We start from the raw sequence: 17989 nt of genomic DNA, 5'->3' as shown, positions 1-17989 counted from the left end.
ACGCCTTCTGTGAAGTGCCTGTGAGCAGATTGTCACTTCCCCCGCAGCAGGCGCAGGCGGGGTTCCCGCTGCACCACCTGCGGGGCCCGGCCGCCCGCGACCGGGCTGCCGGGGATCTCGAGGCGCAGGAGCGCGCCGCCACCGTCGGCCGTGCCGACCGCGACGGAACCGCCGTGCCGCTCCACCACCTGTTTGACGATCGCGAGGCCCAGGCCGGAGCCGGGCATCGAGCGGCTCGCCATCGAGCGGTAGAAGCGTTCGAAGACCAGCTCCCGGTCCTCCTCGGGGATGCCGGGCCCGCTGTCGGCGACGCTGAGCGCCGCCCGGTCGACGCCGATCTCGGCGAGCTCGACCCGCACCACGGAACCGTCGGGCGAGAACTTCGCCGCGTTGTCCAGCACGTTCACCACCGCGCGGCCCAGGCCGCCGTGGTCGCCGTAGACGTACCAGGGCGCGCTCGTGACGTCGAAGCGGACCGTCGGGCGACGGCGCTCCACGCGCTCGACCGCCTTCTGCAGGATCTCCTCGAGGTCGACCTCCTCGTTGACGGCCTCGGGCGCGTCCTCGCGGGCGAGGTCGACGAGGTCGCCGACCAGCGTGGTCAGCTCCTCCACCTGGGCGAGGACGTCGTCGGAGAGCTCCTTCATGTCATCCTCGGGGATCGGCGGCGCGCCCGGCTGGTTCGCGGCGACGAGCAGCTCGACGTTGGTCCGCAGGCTCGTGAGCGGGGTGCGCAGCTCGTGGCCGGCGTCGGCGACGAGGCGGGCCTGCCGGTCGCGCGACTCGGCGAGGGCCTGCAGCATCGTGTTGAAGCTGGTGGTCAGCCGCGCCAGCTCGTCGCGGCCCACCACGGGGATCGGAGTGAGGTCGTCGGTGCGGGCCACCCGCTCCGCGGCCTCGGTGAGCCGCTGCACGGGTCTCAGGCCCCCGCGCGCGACGGCGGTGCCCGCGATCGCCGCGAGCACGATGCCGCACGCGCCGACCACGACGAGCACCGTGCCCAGCTCGCTGAGCAGGTTCTTCGTCGGGGTGAGGTCCTCGGCGACGATGATCGTGACGCCGTTGTCGAGGCGCCGCGCCATCACCCGGGTGTCGCCCTCGGAGCGCAGCGACTGGGCGAGCTTGCCCGAGATCACGTCGCGCTCCGGCTGCCCGATGGGGACCTGCCCCGACGGGCCCGAGTGGTACGGCGTCCCGTCGGGATAGACGACCATCGTGCGGTTGACGGACATGTCCGGCCGGAACATCAGCATCATCATCACTGTGGTGAACTGCGTGACCGGCGAGCTCATCGCCGGCGCCACTGAGTCCACCTGCTGGTGCAGCCGGTTGTCGACGTCCGCGTACATCGCCCGCTTGACCACGAAGAACGCCGACGCCGCCATGAGCGCCACCGTGATGCCCACGACGGCCGCGGCCAGCAGCGTGACGCGCCAGCGGAAACTGACGTTGCGGGTGACCGGGTTCGGGTCGCGCATGGGACGACGGTCCCGGACCTGCCGGTCGCGGGCCTCCGGGCGGGCGTGCCGCGGCAGAGGGCCGGACGTCGTCGGAACGCGCCCCGTCATCGGATCACGGCGGGGTCTCGCGCAGGACGTACCCGACGCCCCGCACGGTGTGGATCAGGCGGCTCTCCCCCTCGGCCTCCGTCTTGCGGCGCAGGTAGCCGACGTACACCTCGAGCGCGTTCCCCGAGGTCGGGAAGTCGTAGCCCCAGACCTCCTCGAGGATGCGGCTGCGGGTGAGCACCCGGCGCGGGTTGCTCATGAGCATCTCGAGCAGGCTGAACTCGGTGCGGGTGAGGCTGATGCTCCGCTCGCCGCGGAGCACCTCGCGGGTGGCCGGGTCGAGGCTGAGGTCCTCGAACTTGAGCACCTCGTTGTCGGCGCCGGCGTCGGGGGTCGCGCGGCGCAGCAGCGCCCGCATCCGGGCCAGCAGCTCCTCCAGCGCGAAGGGCTTGGGCAGGTAGTCGTCGGCGCCGGCGTCGAGTCCGCTGACCCGGTCGCTCACGGCGTCGCGGGCGGTGAGCACGAGGATCGGCAGGTCGTCGCCCGCGCTGCGCAGGCGGCGGCACACCTCCAGACCGTCGATCCGCGGCATGTTCAGGTCCAGGACCAGCGCGTCCGGGCGGTTGCTCGCGATGTGATCGAGCGCGTCCTGCCCGTCGACGGCGGTGTCCACCTGGTACCCGTTGAAGGTCAGCGAGCGGCGCAGGGACTCCCGCACCGCACGATCGTCGTCGACCACCAGAATTCGCATAGTCCACAGTCTTACCGAAGTCGTGTGTGAATTGGCTTAAGGGGTGCTTGTCGGCACTCGGCCCTGAGCGAACAACCGGTTCAGCGGCGGAAGCCCCGCCTGCACGCCTTGAGGAAGCGGCCGGCCACGTCCTCGGGGGCGACGGGCACGCGCCAGCCCTGCCACAGCGCGAGCAGGCGGAAGCCGGAGGCCAGCACCGCGCCGACCAGGAGCGCGCGGGAGTCGGTGGCGCCCCAGGAGGCGGCGAGCACCGTCGCGCCGGCGCCGGTGAGAGCCGGGATGGCGTAGAGGTCGCGCTCCTGGATGAGCAGCGGCACCTCGTTGACCAGGATGTCGCGCAGCACGCCGCCGCCGAGGGCGGTGGTGATGCCGATGAGCGCGGCGGCGAACGGGCTGGCGTCATGATGCAGGGCCGTCAGAGCGCCGGTGGCGGAGAAGACGCCCATGCCGATCGCGTCGAGCACGAGCACGGAGTTGCGGAGCCGGCCGAACTGCGGGTGGAAGACGAAGACGAACGCCGCCGCGATCGACGCGGTGGTGATGTTCTCCCAGCCCTGGAAGGAGGCGGGCGGGTGGATGCCCAGCAGCACGTCGCGGGCGACGCCGCCGCCCACGCCGGTGAGCGCCGCGAGGGTCCACACGCCGAACAGGTCGAGCCGCTTGCGGACGCCGATGAGCGCGCCGGAGGCGGCGAAGACCGCGATCCCCGCGTAGTTCAGCACCGCCAGCAGCACGTATGCCCCCTCGGATACACCTCAAGAGCGGGTCGGCACCAGGCCGACCCGCTCTTGGGGGAAAGATCAGTTAGCGGCGGTCGAGATCGACCAGGCCCAGCTTCGCGGCGCGCACGAGGCGACGCGGAACCAGGTGGGTGCGGCCGCCGACCTGCACGGCCTGCAGCTCGGGGTTGTTCGCCTTCCACTGCGAGCGGCGAGCATGCGTGTTCGCCCGCGACATACGGCGCTTCGGTACAGCCATGATTCTTCCTAACGGTCCTCGGAACAAGTCTTCGACGCGAGCCCGAGGGCTACCAACGTCACAAGCACTGAAGTCTACCGTCCCGCGGCCCGCCCGCCAAAACGTGCGTACTTCTCCTGGAACTTCTGCACCCGGCCGGCGGTGTCGACGACGCGCTGCTTGCCCGTCCACAGCGGATGCGAATCGCTGGTCACATCCACGACGATCAGCGGATACGTCTCCCCGTCGACCTCGACGGTGCGCGTCGACGTCGCCGTGCTGCGGGTGACGAAGATCTTCCCCGTCGACGAGTCCTGGAACGCGATCGGTCGGTACTCGGGGTGGATTCCCTGCTTCATCGGTTCTCCTTCTGTTCAGCCTCGGCCTCGGTGCCGGGGGTCAGGTCTTCGCACGGGTCGGCGTGCATCTCGCCGAAGGGGTCGTGCCAGCCGGCCCACGCGTCGGGGCCGGCGGCGAACTCCTCGGGGGTCAGCTCGGCCCACCGCAGGGTCTCCGCGATCTGCGCGGGGTCGGCCCCGGCCGCCAGCACCACCAGGTCGGTCCGACGGTCCCCGTACGCCTCGTCCCAGGCCGCCGACGCCATCGCCCACCGCTCGGGCGAGCCGTCGCCGCCGGCCGCGAGCCACCGTCCGGCCGCGCCGACGCGCAGGCCGGCGCCGGCGGACTCCAGCCAGAAGGCCTCGTCGGGCGTGGTGGCGAGCCAGATGCGCCCGCGGGTGTGGACGACACCGTCGAGCAGCACGTCGATCGCCTCGTGGAAGCGGCCGGGGTGCAGCGGGCGGCGGGCACTGAACTCGATCAGCCGGACGTCACCGTCGGGATCGAGGGGCGGACAGCCGGGCAGGAGCGGGCCGAAGGGCTCGATGGGCGCGCGCGGGATCGCCAGGCGCGGCAGCAGGCCGTCGAGCGGGGCGCGCTCGCGGGCGATCGGGGCGCCCGGCGCGAGGCGGCGCAGCACCGCGCGCAGCCGGGCGGGGTCGGGGCTGTCGCCGGTCACGACCAGCAGGTCCGCGCTCTGCGCGTGCCCGACGGCCAGCTGGGCGACGGTGCGCTCGTCGTCGTCCGGCACCGGGAAGCGCTCGCCGAGATCGTCCTCGCCGAGGGCGTCGTCGAGCCAGGTCGCGCCGTCGACGAAGCCGATCGTGCCGGTCACCTCGACGTCGCGCGCGGCGGGGCCGGGCACCGCGCCGACCATCTCCACGATCACGTGCTCAATGGCGTGCCGCACGGCGTCGGCCTCGAGGATCGGGTCGAGCCGCACGACGATGCGCCGGACGCCCACCCGCCGGTGCAGCGTGCGGAGCAGCGGCAGCAGGTCCTCGCGGAGCGTGCACGAGACGCAGCCGTGCGCGAGCTCGAGCAGGGCGACGCGCTCCTCGGCGGTCCCGTCGGGCCGGACGGTGGCCTCCGAGCGCACGACCAGGCCCTCCCTCAGGCCGGACAGGTCGTGATGCACGACGACGGTGCCGGGCTCGGCCAGCTCGAGCGCGCGCTCCTGCCCACCGAAGCCCGTCAGGAGCAGGACCGGAGTTCTCTTGGAAATGATTCCCATTTCCAGTACGTTACCTTATCGACAATCATTCGCAAGAAGGAGAACCATGTCCGCACACTGCCAGGTCACGGGTCGGGCGCCCGGCTTCGGCAAGCGGGTCTCGCACAGCCACGTGCGCACGAACCGCCGCTGGGACCCGAACATCCAGCGCCGCCGCTACTACGTGCCGTCGCTCGGGCGCACCGTCACGCTCCGGGTGTCCACGAAGGGCATCAAGACCATCGATCGCCGCGGCATCGACGCCGTGGTCGCCGACATCCTGTCCCGAGGGGAGAAGCTGTAAATGGCCCGCAACGAGATCCGACCGATCATCAAGCTCAAGTCCACCGCCGGCACCGGGTACACCTACGTGACCAGGAAGAACCGCCGCAACGACCCCGACCGCATGGTGCTGCGCAAGTACGACCCCGTGGTCCGGCAGCACGTCGACTTCCGGGAGGAGCGCTGATGGCCACGAAGGCGAAGATCGCCGCCAACGAGCGGCGCAAGGCCCTGGTGGCCCGGCATGCGGAGCGTCGCGCCGAGCTCAAGCGGGTCATCGCGCACCCGTCGACCCCGGCGGACGAGCGCGCGGCCGCCGTGAGCGCGCTCGCGAAGCTGCCCCGCGACAGCTCGGCGACGCGCGTCCGCAACCGCGACGCCGCCGACGGCCGCCCGCGCGGCCACCTGCGCAAGTTCGGGCTGTCCCGGGTGCGCGTGCGGCAGATGGCGCACGACGGTCAGCTGCCCGGCGTCCGGAAGTCGAGCTGGTGATGGCACGTCGACCCCTGCGCACCCCGCCCGCGCGGCGCGGCCTCGTCCGCGTGCCCGAGGGCGCGCTCGACTACAAGAACGTCACCTACCTGCGCACCTTCCTCAACGAGCGCGGCAAGCTGCGCTCCCGCGCGGTGACCCGGCTCTCGCCGCAGGACCAGCGCGCGCTCGCGCTGGCGGTGAAGAACGCCCGCGAGATGGCGCTGCTCCCCTACTCCTCGAAGAAGTAGCTCCTCACGATGTCGCGTTCTGCGGCGGTACACCTGCACCTGCACACGCGTACCGCCGCAGAACGCCGAATCGTGAGGAACACCCTCGCGGCCGGGCGCACATGCACGGGCGCCGCGTGCGTGCCGGCGAGGAGTGCAGGTGCTCCGCCGCTCTGCTCTCGGATTCTGTCCGGAATGGACAGCGCATCGCCGCGGACAGCGGACGAGTCGCCGTCGTCCCCCGCGCCGCGTCGACGTCCCCCACGCCGCAGTTCCTCCCCCACCCCACCACCGGCTTCCCGGAGGGGACCGACCGTCCCCCACGCCGCGTCGACGTCCCCCACGCCGCGGTTGCTCCCCCACCCCACCACCGGCTTCCTGTGGGGGACCGACCGTCCCCCACGCCGCGTCGACGTCCCCCATGCGGCGCCCGCGCGGCGCTGTGTCGCGACCGGGGAGGCCCGTCGAACAGCCGCGCCGGCCCTGTCCATTCCGGACAGAATCCGAGGGTCGAGCGCCGCGTGCACCGAACCCACCCGCGAGGCGGTGATAGTTCGGTCGCGTAACCTTCTGGCACGTGACTTCCGTGCTGGCAGGCTTCGCCGTGATCGCGATCATCATCGCGGCCGGGTGGCTCCTCGGCCGGTTGGAAGTCCTGGGCGAGCAGCCGGAGAAGCAACTGTCGCTGCTGGTCTTCTACCTGCTGACGCCGGCGCTCCTGCTGCACGCGCTGGCCACCACCGACGTGACCGTCCTCTTCAGCTCGCGGCTGTGGGTGAGCGCGGGGTCGGCGCTCGCGATCGCGGCGGTCTACTACGTGATCGTCCGCGTCTTCTGGCGGCGGACGATGGGCGACGCCACGATCGGCGCGCTCGCCTCGAGCTACGTGAACTCGTCGAACCTCGGCATCCCGATCGCGGTCTTCGTGCTGCACGACACCTCGTACGTGGCGCCGCTGCTGCTCTTCCAGATCCTCGTCTTCTCGACGATCGCGCTCACGATGCTCGACCTCGCCGAGGCCCGCGAACGCACGGGGCCGAAGCAGCCGCTGTGGCGCACCGTCGCGACCCCGCTGCTGAACCCGATCGTCGTCGGCGCGCTGATCGGGCTCACGATCTCCCTGACGCGGTGGCATCCGCCGGAGTGGTTGATGAGCCCGGTGAAGCTGCTCGGCGATGCCTCCGTCCCGATGGCCCTGATCGTCTTCGGGCTCTCGCTCGGCGGCGTGCGGGTGCTCCAGAAGGGCGAGGCGCCCCGCCGGGACATCGCCCTGGCGACCGTGCTCAAGATGATCGCAATGCCCGTACTGGCGTGGGCGATGGCGCGCTTCCTGTTCGGGCAGTCGGGGCACGCCCTGATGGCGCAGACGGTGACCGCCGCCCTCCCGACCGCACAGAACGTGCTGGTCTACGGCTTGCGATACAACCGTGGCGTGATCCTGGCGAGGGATTCCGGGCTTATCACAACGGCCCTGTCGATTCCGGCGATCATGCTGATCGCGGTCCTTCTCACCTGACGAATGTGACGCACGACCCGGTCACATTACGCCTGTGACCCCCGTTTCGGCTTGGGTTGACGAAACTACTCGTGGGTTAATGAACTCACGAGTAGGGCGCTGAACGGCGCACTACGAACCGAACCCAGGAGAGACCCCATGGCTCAGACCGCCGCACAGCGCGCCGTCGACCTGTTCGTCTCTGCCGTTGAGGCCCGCGGGGGCAAGGCAGAGGTGACCACGAAGGGCAGCACGACCCTCGTCACCGTGACCGCAGCCGACGGCCGTACCGAGACGCTCCGCGTGAAGGCCACCACCGGCGACGCATGGCAGGCCCGTAAGACCGAGGCCGCCGCGAAGGCCCCCGTCACCGCGTGGGCGCTCGTCGACCTGTCCGACGGTGCGCCGATCGCGCTCGCCCCGGCCGCCGACTACGCCGCGCACGTGGCGAAGCTCGCCGCCGCGTGGGAGGGCAAGAACCCGGGCAAGGCGCTGACCGCCGGCACCAACCTCGCCGTGACCGCCGACGCCGTCGCCGCGTGGGAGGACGCCTGGGCCGTTCTCGGCCTCGACGGTGCCGCGAAGCCCGCCGCCGCTGAGAAGCCCGCCGCCGCTGAGAAGCCGGCCGCCGCGAAGGCCCCGGCCAAGAAGGCCGCCGCCAAGACGGCGACCCCGGCCGCGAAGAAGGCCGCCCCGGCCAAGAAGGCGCCCGCGAAGAAGGCGCCGGCGAAGTCCGCCGCCACCAAGCCCGCCGCTGCGAAGCCGGCCGCCACCAAGCCCGCTGCTGCCAAGACTGCTGCTGCGAAGCCGGCGGCCGCCAAGACTGCTGCGTCCAAGCCGGCCGCGAAGCCCGCGGCCACCAAGCCCGCCGCGAAGAAGGCGCCGGTCAAGGCGTCCGAGGCCAAGATCACCCCGATCGCCGCGCAGAAGGACGCCGCCTCGAAGGGCAAGGCGCCCGCCTCGATCGACGCGAAGTCCTCGAAGCCCGCCGCCAAGGCGGACGCGAAGGCCGCGCCGACGGCACCGTCGAAGACGGTCGCGAAGGCCGAGGAGAAGGCCCCGAAGAAGGGCCAGCCCTCCGGGATCGCGCTGCTGCTCAAGCGCCTCCCCGTCGTGGGTCGCCTGCTCTGATGCGGCACCGAACACCTCGCTCCCCCGCGGGAGCAGCACCGTCCCCCGGTCCCTCGGACCGGGGGACGGTCGCGTTCCGGGACGAGTGCGCCCCCTGAACGGCGAAGCAGTTTTTGGGAAGCGCGACGCCGGGCGATTCGCCTAGAGTCGAGGGCATGTCCGACGAGTTGGAGCCCCTGCGCCGCGACGTCCTCCGAGCATCCGATCACGATCGCAACCGGGTGGTCGAGATGCTCTCCGAGGCCCTCGGCCTCGGGCAGCTCACGCTTCCCGAGTACGAGGACCGCTCGCACCAGGCGATCGCGGCTCGCACCTTCGCCGATCTCGACCGGCTCGTGGTGGACCTGCCCGCCGTGCAGAACCTCCCCGCGACGGCGGCCCCGGCCTACCGCGCACCGTCGACCGCGCCGGCCGGTGTGCCGCGGATGGGCGAGACCAAGTGGGCCGTGATGTCGGAGACCAAGGTGCGCGGGCCGGTCGCCGTCGGGCCCGAGCACACCGCGATCGCGTTCTGGGGCGGCGTCTCGCTGGACCTGCGGGAGGCGACGATCCTCGTCGGCGACGTGACGCTCAACGCCTACGCGGTCATGGGCGGCGTGAAGATCATCCTGCCGCGCGGCGCGAACGTTCACGTCGAGGGCGTGGGCGTGATGGGCGCCTTCGACCACAAGAATCCGCAGACGGGGGACCCCACCGGTCCCCGGATCGTGGTGAAGGGCTTCGCCTTCTGGGGCGGCGTCGAGGTGGAGATCAAATAGCTACCTGCGCTTGCGGCTGCCCAGATAGTCGCTGACCACGGCGGCGCCGAGCCCGTCCAGGTCCGGCGAGACCAGCCGCCCGCCGACGCGCCGCACCACGGCGGCGAGGAAGCGGGTCAGGCCCGGGTCGTCGCCCAGCTGGAAGACGGTGATCTGCGCGCCCTGCGCGGCAACGGCATCCAGTCCGCGCACCGTCATCGCGATGGTCCGCGGGTGCGGCGGGTAGTCGAAGAAGGGTTCGCCGTCGCGTTCGAGGTGCGCGGTGGGCTCGCCGTCGGTGACCACCAGGAGCACCGGCTGCGCGTTCGGATGCGACCGGAAATGCTGCTGCGCCAGGGCGAGCGCGTGGTGCAGGTTGGTGCCCTGCTCGTACACGCCGTCCAGCCCCGTCAGCTCCCCGACGCTCAGCGTGCGCGCGTACCGCCCGAAGCTGATGAGCGCCAGGTCGTCCCCGCGGAAGCGGGTCGAGATCAGCTGGTGCAGAGCGAGAGCCGTGCGCTTCATCGGCAGCCATCGGCCCTCCATCACCATGGAGAAGCTGGTGTCCACGAGCAGGGCGACCGCCGCGCGGCTGCGCGCCTCGGTCTCGGTGACCTCGATGTCCTTGGCGTCCAGCGTGACCGGTCCGGTCTCGCCGGAGGCGGCCTGGCGGAGCACGCCGTTGAGCACGGTGCGAGTGGCGTCCCAGGGCTCGGTGTCGCCGAAGCGCCATTCCCGGCTCGCGCCGGTGGCCTCGCCGGTGGCGCCGGCGCGGGCGGTGTTGCGCTCCCCTCCGCGGGAGGTCAGACGGTCCGCGACGTCCCGCAGGATCGACTGGCCCAGCTGCCGGATCGCCTTGGGCGACAGGCGCAGCGCTCCGTCGGGGTCCCGGGAGAAGTAGCCTTGATCCTTGAGCGCCTTCTCCAGTTCGGCGAGCGTCCGCGCGTCGGCGACGGCTTCGTCGCCGAGTTGCCGCTGCAGCGCATCCAGATCGATGTCGTCGAGCGCCGCGCCGTTGTGCTGCTGACTCAGTTGCTCGGCAAGGGATTCGAGGTCGGCGATGTCCTGCATGGCCTGCGTGGCGTCGCCGAGGCCCATGCCCTCGCCGCCCTCGAACTCCTGGCTGCCGTACCAGTCCTCGCCCGGGCGGGCGTCCATGAGCTTGCCGGTGAGGTCGCTCAGCGCCTGGGAGAGCTGGGGCGAGCCGAAGGCCGCCTGCGACAGCTCCTCCAGCTCGGCCCGCTGCTCGGGCGTGAGGCTGTTGTAGAGCCGCTGCGCGGCCGCCGAGCGCTGTGCCAGGGCGTCGATGAGCTCGTCGATGTTCCGCGGGTTCTCCGGGACGTACTGGCCGTGCTCGGCCATGAAGTCCTCGAAGTCGTCCTGCGTCGCGGTGCCGGCGTTGTGCTTGTCCAGCAGGGTGTTCAGGTCGTCGAGCATCTTCTGGATCGCCGCGCGGTCCTCGTCGGTCGCGCCCTCGAGGGCCTGCTTGATCCCGGCGAACTGCTGATCGAGGAGCTCGCGGCCGAGCAGGTCGCGGATCTCCTCGTACTTCTGCGCGGCCTCGGGAGAGCGCCACGGGTAGTCGCCCAGCTCGCGCACGGCCTGCGCCGCCGACGGCGGCAGGTTCGAGATGCGCATCTCCTGGAACCGGGCATCGTCGTCCAGCGCCCGGGCGAGCTCCTTGCGCTCCGCGAGCACCGCCTCGTCGAGCAGCTTCTGCACGTCCTCAAAGGTCTTGCCGAGGTTGTTGCGCTGCAACAACTCCTGCCGCCGGCGGTTCGCCAGTTCGGCGAGCTTGTCGAGACCGCGGCGGTTCTCGCCGCCGCGGCGCAGGTACTCCTGCAGCGCGCGGCGCGGGGAGACGCCGCTCATCACATCGCGGCCGATCTCGTCGAGCGCGTCCCGTAAATCCACCGGCGGCGCCAACGGATCGGGCCCGCCGGTGTAGCGGCGGTACCGGGCCAGGTGCCCGCGCCGTCCCTGCCGGTCGCGCCCCGCGCGCGAGGACCTATCCGCCATAGACGGTCTGGCCCTCCTCGTCGGACTCCTTGCCGATCCGCCGGGCCAGGTACAGGCCCTCGAGCGCGAACTCGGCGGCGGCGGCGCGCTCCCCCGGCGACTCGGCCTCGAGGCGGCGGTAGACCTCCGCGAGGACCGGGACCTCCGGGAGCGCGGACAGCAGCTCGGCGGCGGTCACGTCGTCACCGGTGACGATCGGCCCGCCCGCCTCGATGGCCTCCACGAGCGGCCCCAGATCGACGCCCAGCAGGTACTCGCCGATCGTCTCGGCCGTCGCGCGACGCAGCAGGTGCACGAGCGTCGCGATCTCGCGCCCCTCCTCGCCGGCCTCGAACTCGACCTTGCCGCGCAGCACGTCGGGCACCGTCATCAGGTCGACGGGGCGCGCGACGGGCAGGTCCTCGCCGCCCACGGCCGCGCGGTGCAGCGCCGCCGCGGCGATGGTCTCCTGCGCCGCGATGGCGAACCGGGCGGAGACGCCGGACCGCTGGTCGACGGCGGGCGATTCGCGCAGCTCGCGGGTGAACCGGGCCAGCACCTCGGTGAGGTACTGCGGCACGGAGGCCACGACGTCGGCCTCCTGCTCGATGACCGCGACCTCGTCCTCGAGGTCCAGCGGGTAGTGCGTGCGGATCTCGGCGCCGAAGCGGTCCTTCAGCGGGGTGATGATGCGGCCGCGGTTGGTGTAGTCCTCGGGGTTCGCGGACGCGAGGAGCAGCACGTCCAGCGGCAGGCGCAGCGTGTAGCCGCGCACCTGGATGTCGCGCTCCTCCATCACGTTCAGCATCGCGACCTGGATGCGTTCGGCCAGATCGGGCAGCTCGTTGACCGCGACGATGCCGCGGTGCGCCCGCGGGATGAGGCCGAAGTGGATGGTCTCGGGATCGCCGAGGCTGCGGCCCTGCGCGACCTTGACCGGGTCGACGTCGCCGACCAGGTCGCCGACGGACGTGTCCGGCGTCGCCAGCTTCTCGGAGTAGCGCTCGTCGCGGTGCTTCCACGCGACGGGCAGCTCGTCGCCCAGCTCCTGCGCGCGCCGGATGGAGGCGGGCGTGATCGGGTGGTACGGATGCTCGCCGAGCTCCGCACCGTCGATCACGGGCGTCCACTCGTCGAGCAGGCCGACGATGGTGCGGATCAAGCGCGTCTTGCCCTGGCCGCGCTCGCCGAGCAGGACCACGTCGTGGCCGGCCAGGAGGGCGCGCTCGAGCTGCGGGATGACGGTGTCGTTGAAGCCCTGGATGCCGTCCCAGGGATCGGTGTCGGCGCGCAGCGCGGCGAGCAGGTTGTTGCGGAGTTCGTCCTTGATTCCGCGGTAGACGTGGCCGGAGGCCTTGAGTTCGCCGAGGGTGGCGGGCAGCGTGTCGGGGCGTGCAGTGCTCACGCCGTCAACGCTACGCCGATCCGCGGCCCCCGCCCTAGCGAGTACGCCCGCAGCGAAACCGGGAATAGACGCTCGCGTCGGCGGGGTTGCCGAGGGCGGCGCCGCGGGATCGGCGGCTACTTCTTCGTCGTGCCGGGGATGACGCCCGCGTCGATCACGGCCTTGGTCAGCGGCCGGATGCGGGTGATCAGCTCCTCGGTGCCGGGCCCGAAGGCCGCCGCTGTGATGGCGTCGGTTCCGGCCTCGATGTCCAGGTAGACGCCCATGCCCTCGACGGTGAGCCGGTGCTCCTCGGCGTCGCCCTCGACCAGGCCGCGCTCGGTGAGGCGCGCGACCGCGTCGCCCCACTCCTGCTCGCTGTAGCCGCGGGTGATGCGGAAGAACCGGCGGCCCATGACGCGGCGGCGCACGTCGGGATCGGGCAGGTCGGCCTCGTGCAGGACGCCCGCCTCCAGGCCCGTCAGACCGTGCCGGATCAGCTCGGCGAGGTGGTTGTCGCCGCGCCATTCGCGGAGCACCGAGAGGTGGCGCCAGAGCGCGAGGGCCGGGTCGTCGGGGACCGTCGACGACGCCCAGGCCGCCGCGAGCGTCCGGCCGGCCAGGGGCAGGTCGGCGACGACGGTGCCGAATCCGTCGGCGAGCGCGCGCACCTCGGCCGGGTCGATCCCGGCGAGGATGGTGCGGTACTGCTCCGCGAGCATCACGTAGCGGCGCTCGTCGATCTCGGCCAGGCCGGCGTCGACGGCGACCGGCCAGGCGGCCTCGATCAGCGACGGCGCGAAGTTGTAGAAGGCCGCGGCGACGACGGCGGCGTGCGCCTCGCCGATCGGTGCGGCCCGCGCGCCCACGTAGAAGGCGTGCTGGTCGATCCCCAGGTCGCTGACCGCGTCCCGGATGCCCGGGTTGAAGTAGGCGACCACGTGGAAGGGTTCGACCGTCTCGTAGGCGGTCCGGGCGAGGGCGACGGCGTTGTCCGACATGCCCTCACCCTGTCAGGGCGGGCGCGGGATGTCGACGGTGGGCTACTTGTAGAAGCCCTCGCGCAGGTTGATGCCGTGCTCGACCCAGGCCTTCATCGCGGCGAGCATGCCGGTCCAGCCCATGCAGTTGCCGAACGCGCCCTTGGCGCCGTCCTCGGTCGCGGTCCACGCCGACTCGGTGATGGTGACGAGCGTGCGGCTGTCGTCGTCGATCGGCGCGAATTCGAAGGTCGTGGTGGTGTGGCCGTCGCCGGCGACGGCGTTCTCGGCGTCCCAGCGGATCACGATCTTCGAGTGCGGCGTCGCCTCGACGACCTGCACGGGGAAGGCTCCGGGGAAGTCGGCGAAGTCCCAGGTGACCTCGGTGTTCGGCTCCAGTCGGCCGCGGGCGCCGCCGGTGGTGAAGTACTTGGACAGCTGGTCGGGGTCGGCGACGGCCTCGTAGACCTGCGCAGTGGGGCGCGCCACGTAGCCGGAGACGGTGAAGGAGAGTTCTTTGAGTTCGGACATGTGATAAAACTACAACATGTCTGACGGTGATCGCAAGAGCGATGTCGAAACTCCCGGCGCGGCGGTGGCGGGGGCCGCGACGGGCGGCGCGGCAGCAGCGCCCGACGACGTTGCCGACGATCTGGTCTTCAAGGCGCTCGCCAACGCGACCCGTCGCCGCATGCTCGACGTGCTCAAGGAGTCGCCCCGCACCACGGGCGACCTGTGCGCGCAGTTCCCCGACCTCGACCGCACGACGGTGCTGCAGCACCTGCGCGTCCTCGAGCGCGCGGAGCTGGTGATCGGCCGCAAGGTCGGCCGCGAGCGACACCTCACGCTGGCGCCCGTCCCCATCAAGCGCATCCACGACCGCTGGATCGGCGAGTACGCCCGCGCGGCGGTGTCCCTCCTCGACGACCTCACCCGCGACTGAGTCCGGCGACGTCGACGGGGCTCGGCAGGCGCGGCGGCGGAGGTCCGGCGGGACATACGAGTCCCGTCAGCCGGCGATGCGTCTGGCGCATCCCCTCTGACCTGCGCGAACGGAGGCAAGCCATGCACCGGCCGCATACCTCGGTGCGACGCCCCTCGGGGACCGAGGGCCTACCGCGCAGCCCACCGCGGACGAAGGCCACTCAGCCGTCGCGCACCGGGGCACACCTCGCGCCTGCGCTCAGTCGAGCCCTCCACTGCCGGGGCACGACGCACGCCCGCACCAGTTATGCGGCGCTCGCATAACTCGATCGGAAATCAGCTGGTCACACCCCATGCGTGCAGCGCATGGCTGTTCGGCGGAGTTGGTCGTCTACTGCCTGATGCTCGGCGACGACGCGCTGCGGGTCGGCGTCGTCCGGCAGCACACCCGCGCCCCCGAACTCGTTCTCGACCCGCCGAGCGGCGGTCTACTCGAAGACGTCGGGCGAGGAGGCGACGGTCTGCTCCCACAGCGGGCGGAACTGGAACCAGCCGGCGATGTCGCCGCCGACCTGCGAGTGGGTCAACCGCGCCGTCGCGGGATCGATCTCCTGCGGCTCCCCCGCCGCCATCGCGAGGAGCTGCGCCTGGCAGGAGCGCTCCATCGTCACGAACCACCAGGCGGCCGAGGACACCGACCCGCCGACGGTGATGAGCCCGTGGTTCTTGAGGATCGCGGCCTTCGCGTCGCCGATCGCCGCCGCGACCCGCTTGCCCTCGAGGGTCTCGTTCACCACGCCGGCGTAGTCGTCGTAGATGCCGTGGTCCTCGTAGAAGGCGCAGGCGTCCTGGGTGAGCGGCGCCAGTGGGATGCCCAGCGACGAGAAGGCCTTGCCGTGGACGGAGTGCGCGTGGGCGGCGGCCACGGCGTCGGGCCGCGCGTCGTGCACCTGCGCGTGGATCACGAACGCGGCGCGGTTCACGGGTCGCCGGCCGTGCACGACGACACCGTTGTGGTCCACGCAGATCAGGTCGGAGACGCGGATCTGGTTGAAACTCATGCCGAACGGGTTCACCCAGAACAGGCCCGGATCCTCGGGGTCACGCGCGGTGATGTGCCCGGCCACCCCCTCGGAGAAGCCCAGCCGGCCGAAGACGCGGAAGGCCACGGCGAGGTCGCGCTTGCGCTGCTCGCGCTCCTCGTCGACGGACAGCCCCATGGACGGCAGGGGCAGCTCGGCGTTCTCGGGCATCGGCCCGACGGCGGCCTCGAGCAGCGGTAGATATTCGGCCGGAACCTGCATCGACATCTCCTCCGTGCGATCGCCGCGGGCACGACGAGGGGGCGGAAACGGCGAACGCCCCCGGGGTCAATGATTCACCCCGGAGGCGTTCGCTACGCGCGGATCAGTGGAAGAAGTGGCGTGTCCCGGTGAAGTACATCGTCACGCCTGCCTCGACGGCCGCCTGGACGACCTCCTTGTCGCGGATGGAGCCGCCCGGCTGCACGATCGCCTTCACGCCCGCGTCGATGAGGATCTGCGGGCCGTCGGGGAACGGGAAGAAGGCGTCGGACGCGGCCACCGAGCCCAGTACGCGGTCGCCCGCGCGGGTCACGGCGAGCTGCGCCGAGTCGACGCGGTTGACCTGCCCCATGCCCACGCCCACGGACGCGCCGCGGGAGGCCAGCAGGATCGCGTTCGACTTCACGGCGCGGCAGGCACGCCAAGCGAACTCGAGGTCGGCGAGGGTGGCCTCGTCGGCGGGCTCGCCCGCGGCCAGCGTCCACTCGTCGGGCGAATCGCCCGCGGCGTCGATGGCGTCGGACTGCTGCACCAGCAGGCCGCCGGTGATCTGCTTGATCTCGGTGCCCAGCACCGGCGGCTCGGCGAGCAGCACCCGGATGTTCTTCTTGCGCTGCAGCACGGCGAGCGCACCGTCGGCGTACGAGGGCGCAATGATGACCTCGGTGAAGATCTCCGAGACCTGCTCGGCCATCTCCAGGCTGACCTCGCGGTTCGCGGCGATCACGCCGCCGTAGGCGGAGACGGGGTCGCAGGCGTGCGCCTTGCGGTGCGCCTGGGCGACGTCCTTGCCGATCGCGATGCCGCACGGGTTGGCGTGCTTGATGATCGCGACGGCCGGCTCGTTGAAGTCGTAGGCGGCGCGCCAGGCGGCGTCACCGTCGGTGTAGTTGTTGTAGCTCATCTCCTTGCCGTGCAGCTGCTCCGCCTGCGCCAGCCCGGACTTCGCGCCGCCCACGTACAGCGCCGCGCCCTGGTGCGGGTTCTCGCCGTAGCGGAGCACGGCCTCGCGGGTCCAGGTGCCGCCCATCCACGACGGGAACTTCTGGTCGGGCTCGGGGGCCACGACGCTCGTCATGTACGAGGCGACGGCCACGTCGTAGTCGGCGGTGTGCCGGAAGGCCTTCGCGGCGAAGGACTTACGCTGCTCCAGCGAGAAGCCCCGGCGGGCGCTGTCGATCACGTCGCCGTAGTCGTCGGGCGAGACCACGACGGTCACCGACGGGTGGTTCTTCGCGGCGGCACGCACCATCGACGGTCCGCCGATGTCGATCTGCTCGATGCACTCGTCCTCGGAGGCGCCGGAGGCGACGGTGTCGGTGAACGGGTAGAGGTTCACCACGACCAGCTCGAACTTCTTCACGTCCAGCTCGCGCAGCTGCTCGAGGTGCTCGGGCAGGCGGGTGTCGGCCAGGATGCCGGCGTGGATCTTCGGGTGCAGGGTCTTGACGCGGCCGTCGAGGCACTCGGGGAAACCGGTGACGTCCTCGACGCGGGTCACGGCGACACCGGCGTCGGCGATGGTGCGCGCGGTCGAGCCGGTCGAGACGATCTCGACGCCCGCCTGGGCCAGGCCGGTGGCCAGCTCCACCAGGCCCGACTTGTCGTACACGCTGATGAGCGCGCGCTTGATCGGGATGTTGCTGCTCATGGAATGGTGACCTTTCGTCCATCCGTGCTGTAGCCCTGGCGGGCGACTGCGGCGACGACCTCTGTCAGAAGCCGGCGCTCAACGACCTTGATCCGTTCGTGCAGGGTCTCCTCGGTGTCCCCCGGCTGCACCGCGACCGCCTCCTGCGCGAGGATCGGTCCGGTGTCCAGCCCCGCGTCCACGAGATGCACAGTGGAGCCGGTGAGCGTGACTCCGTACTCGAGGGCGGCGGGAACGGCGTGGGCGCCCGGGAAGGCGGGCAGCAGCGCGGGGTGCGCGTTGATGACGCGGCCCCCGAACGCGGCGAGGAAGGCGGGGCCGAGGATCTTCATGAAGCCGGCCGCGACCACGAGGTGCGGCTCCAGCTCGGCGACGGCGGCCGCGAGCGCCTCATCCCACGCCGCCCGGTCCTCGTACGCCTTCAGGGGGACCTCGGCGGTGTCGATGCTCCCGGCCGCGGCGACCTCCAGCGCGCGGCAGGTGCGGTCCGCGACGACGCCGACCACGGCCCCCGGGTAGCCGGGCTCGGCCGCCGCGGCGAGCAGCGCCTCGAGCAACGAGCCGGTGCCGGACGCCAGCACGACGATCCGGGCGGGCGCGCACGGCGGCACGACCGTGGGGCTGGGCGTGGTCA

At 71.7% G+C, this 17989-nt stretch carries 21 protein-coding genes; 8 read left to right on the top strand and 13 right to left on the bottom strand.

Annotation, left to right across the window (positions count from 1 at the left end; all coding sequences use genetic code 11):
• Positions 1–32 precede the first annotated feature (32 nt).
• The 6 genes from WFK95_RS04570 to mrf form a co-directional block, all read right to left on the bottom strand.
• On the bottom strand, positions 33–1478 hold the full coding sequence (locus WFK95_RS04570) for a HAMP domain-containing sensor histidine kinase (protein ID WP_224647057.1): 1446 nt from the start codon (positions 1476–1478) through the stop codon (positions 33–35).
• 94 nt (positions 1479–1572) lie between these two features.
• Positions 1573–2259 (bottom strand): response regulator transcription factor, encoded by a 687-nt coding sequence (locus WFK95_RS04565; protein ID WP_224647058.1) that lies wholly within the window; start codon positions 2257–2259, stop codon positions 1573–1575.
• Between the two features lie 80 nt (positions 2260–2339).
• Positions 2340–2993 (bottom strand): trimeric intracellular cation channel family protein, encoded by a 654-nt coding sequence (locus WFK95_RS04560; protein WP_224647059.1) that lies wholly within the window; start codon positions 2991–2993, stop codon positions 2340–2342.
• Between the two features lie 70 nt (positions 2994–3063).
• Complete coding sequence (gene rpmF, locus WFK95_RS04555) at positions 3064–3237, bottom strand: 50S ribosomal protein L32 (RefSeq protein WP_013127873.1); 174 nt, start codon at positions 3235–3237, stop codon at positions 3064–3066.
• 74 nt (positions 3238–3311) lie between these two features.
• A complete protein-coding gene (locus tag WFK95_RS04550) occupies positions 3312–3575 on the bottom strand; it encodes a type B 50S ribosomal protein L31 (RefSeq protein ID WP_224647060.1) in 264 nt (87 codons plus the stop codon).
• Positions 3572–4789, bottom strand: a complete 1218-nt coding sequence (gene mrf / locus WFK95_RS04545; protein ID WP_224647062.1) for a ribosome hibernation factor-recruiting GTPase MRF — start codon at positions 4787–4789, stop codon at positions 3572–3574. The genes WFK95_RS04550 and mrf overlap by 4 nt, the downstream gene beginning before the upstream one ends.
• A gap of 46 nt (positions 4790–4835) precedes the next feature.
• On the opposite strand from mrf, the gene rpmB reads away from it, so the two are divergent.
• The 7 genes from rpmB (at position 4836) to WFK95_RS04510 (ending at position 9135) form a co-directional block, all read left to right on the top strand.
• Complete coding sequence (gene rpmB, locus WFK95_RS04540; RefSeq protein ID WP_068574798.1) at positions 4836–5072, top strand: 50S ribosomal protein L28; 237 nt, start codon at positions 4836–4838, stop codon at positions 5070–5072.
• Positions 5073–5237, top strand: a complete 165-nt coding sequence (gene rpmG, locus WFK95_RS04535; RefSeq protein WP_013127877.1) for a 50S ribosomal protein L33 — start codon at positions 5073–5075, stop codon at positions 5235–5237.
• Entirely contained in the window at positions 5237–5542 is a 306-nt protein-coding gene (rpsN, locus tag WFK95_RS04530; protein ID WP_336669989.1) for a 30S ribosomal protein S14, read from the top strand. The genes rpmG and rpsN overlap by 1 nt, the downstream gene beginning before the upstream one ends.
• Positions 5542–5772: a 30S ribosomal protein S18 gene (rpsR, locus tag WFK95_RS04525; protein ID WP_224647065.1), complete on the top strand. Its 231-nt coding sequence runs from the start codon at positions 5542–5544 to the stop codon at positions 5770–5772. Before rpsN ends, rpsR begins: the two co-directional genes overlap by 1 nt.
• Positions 5773–6328: 556 nt before the next feature.
• On the top strand, positions 6329–7267 hold the full coding sequence (locus tag WFK95_RS04520; RefSeq protein WP_224649591.1) for an AEC family transporter: 939 nt from the start codon (positions 6329–6331) through the stop codon (positions 7265–7267).
• A gap of 138 nt (positions 7268–7405) precedes the next feature.
• Positions 7406–8377 (top strand): hypothetical protein, encoded by a 972-nt coding sequence (locus WFK95_RS04515; protein WP_336669988.1) that lies wholly within the window; start codon positions 7406–7408, stop codon positions 8375–8377.
• 155 nt (positions 8378–8532) lie between these two features.
• The gene (locus WFK95_RS04510) at positions 8533–9135 is read left to right on the top strand and encodes a DUF1707 SHOCT-like domain-containing protein (protein ID WP_336669987.1); all 603 of its coding nucleotides are present in this window, start codon (positions 8533–8535) and stop codon (positions 9133–9135) included.
• Here the strand turns inward: WFK95_RS04510 and WFK95_RS04505 are convergent, their stop codons facing one another.
• From WFK95_RS04505 to WFK95_RS04490, 4 genes are all read right to left on the bottom strand, one after another.
• Positions 9136–11133 (bottom strand): vWA domain-containing protein, encoded by a 1998-nt coding sequence (locus WFK95_RS04505; RefSeq protein ID WP_336669986.1) that lies wholly within the window; start codon positions 11131–11133, stop codon positions 9136–9138.
• Positions 11123–12517, bottom strand: coding sequence for a sigma 54-interacting transcriptional regulator (locus tag WFK95_RS04500; protein WP_336669985.1), 1395 nt, complete (start codon positions 12515–12517; stop codon positions 11123–11125). Before WFK95_RS04500 ends, WFK95_RS04505 begins: the two co-directional genes overlap by 11 nt.
• A gap of 116 nt (positions 12518–12633) precedes the next feature.
• Entirely contained in the window at positions 12634–13497 is an 864-nt protein-coding gene (locus WFK95_RS04495) for an SCO6745 family protein (RefSeq protein WP_336669984.1), read from the bottom strand.
• Positions 13498–13539: 42 nt separating this feature from the next.
• Positions 13540–14007 (bottom strand): SRPBCC domain-containing protein, encoded by a 468-nt coding sequence (locus WFK95_RS04490; protein ID WP_224649585.1) that lies wholly within the window; start codon positions 14005–14007, stop codon positions 13540–13542.
• 16 nt (positions 14008–14023) lie between these two features.
• Here WFK95_RS04490 and WFK95_RS04485 point away from each other — a divergent pair, with 16 nt between their 5' ends.
• Positions 14024–14419, top strand: coding sequence for an ArsR/SmtB family transcription factor (locus WFK95_RS04485; RefSeq protein ID WP_336669983.1), 396 nt, complete (start codon positions 14024–14026; stop codon positions 14417–14419).
• 469 nt (positions 14420–14888) lie between these two features.
• Here the strand turns inward: WFK95_RS04485 and WFK95_RS04480 are convergent, their stop codons facing one another.
• The 3 genes from WFK95_RS04480 to purN form a co-directional block, all read right to left on the bottom strand.
• Positions 14889–15653 carry a class II aldolase/adducin family protein gene (locus WFK95_RS04480; RefSeq protein ID WP_336670142.1) on the bottom strand — a complete coding sequence of 255 codons (765 nt, stop codon included), beginning with the start codon at positions 15651–15653 and terminating at the stop codon, positions 14889–14891.
• A gap of 154 nt (positions 15654–15807) precedes the next feature.
• Positions 15808–17355: a bifunctional phosphoribosylaminoimidazolecarboxamide formyltransferase/IMP cyclohydrolase gene (gene purH, locus WFK95_RS04475; protein WP_336669982.1), complete on the bottom strand. Its 1548-nt coding sequence runs from the start codon at positions 17353–17355 to the stop codon at positions 15808–15810.
• Entirely contained in the window at positions 17352–17966 is a 615-nt protein-coding gene (gene purN / locus WFK95_RS04470; protein WP_336669981.1) for a phosphoribosylglycinamide formyltransferase, read from the bottom strand. Before purN ends, purH begins: the two co-directional genes overlap by 4 nt.
• Positions 17967–17989 lie beyond the last annotated feature (23 nt).

Source organism: Tsukamurella sp. USMM236 (assembly GCF_037148755.1).
Classification (GTDB): Bacteria; Actinomycetota; Actinomycetes; order Mycobacteriales; family Mycobacteriaceae; genus Tsukamurella.
Note: the sequence above shows the minus strand (reverse complement) of the source record. Positions and strands in the feature narration are given on the sequence as shown.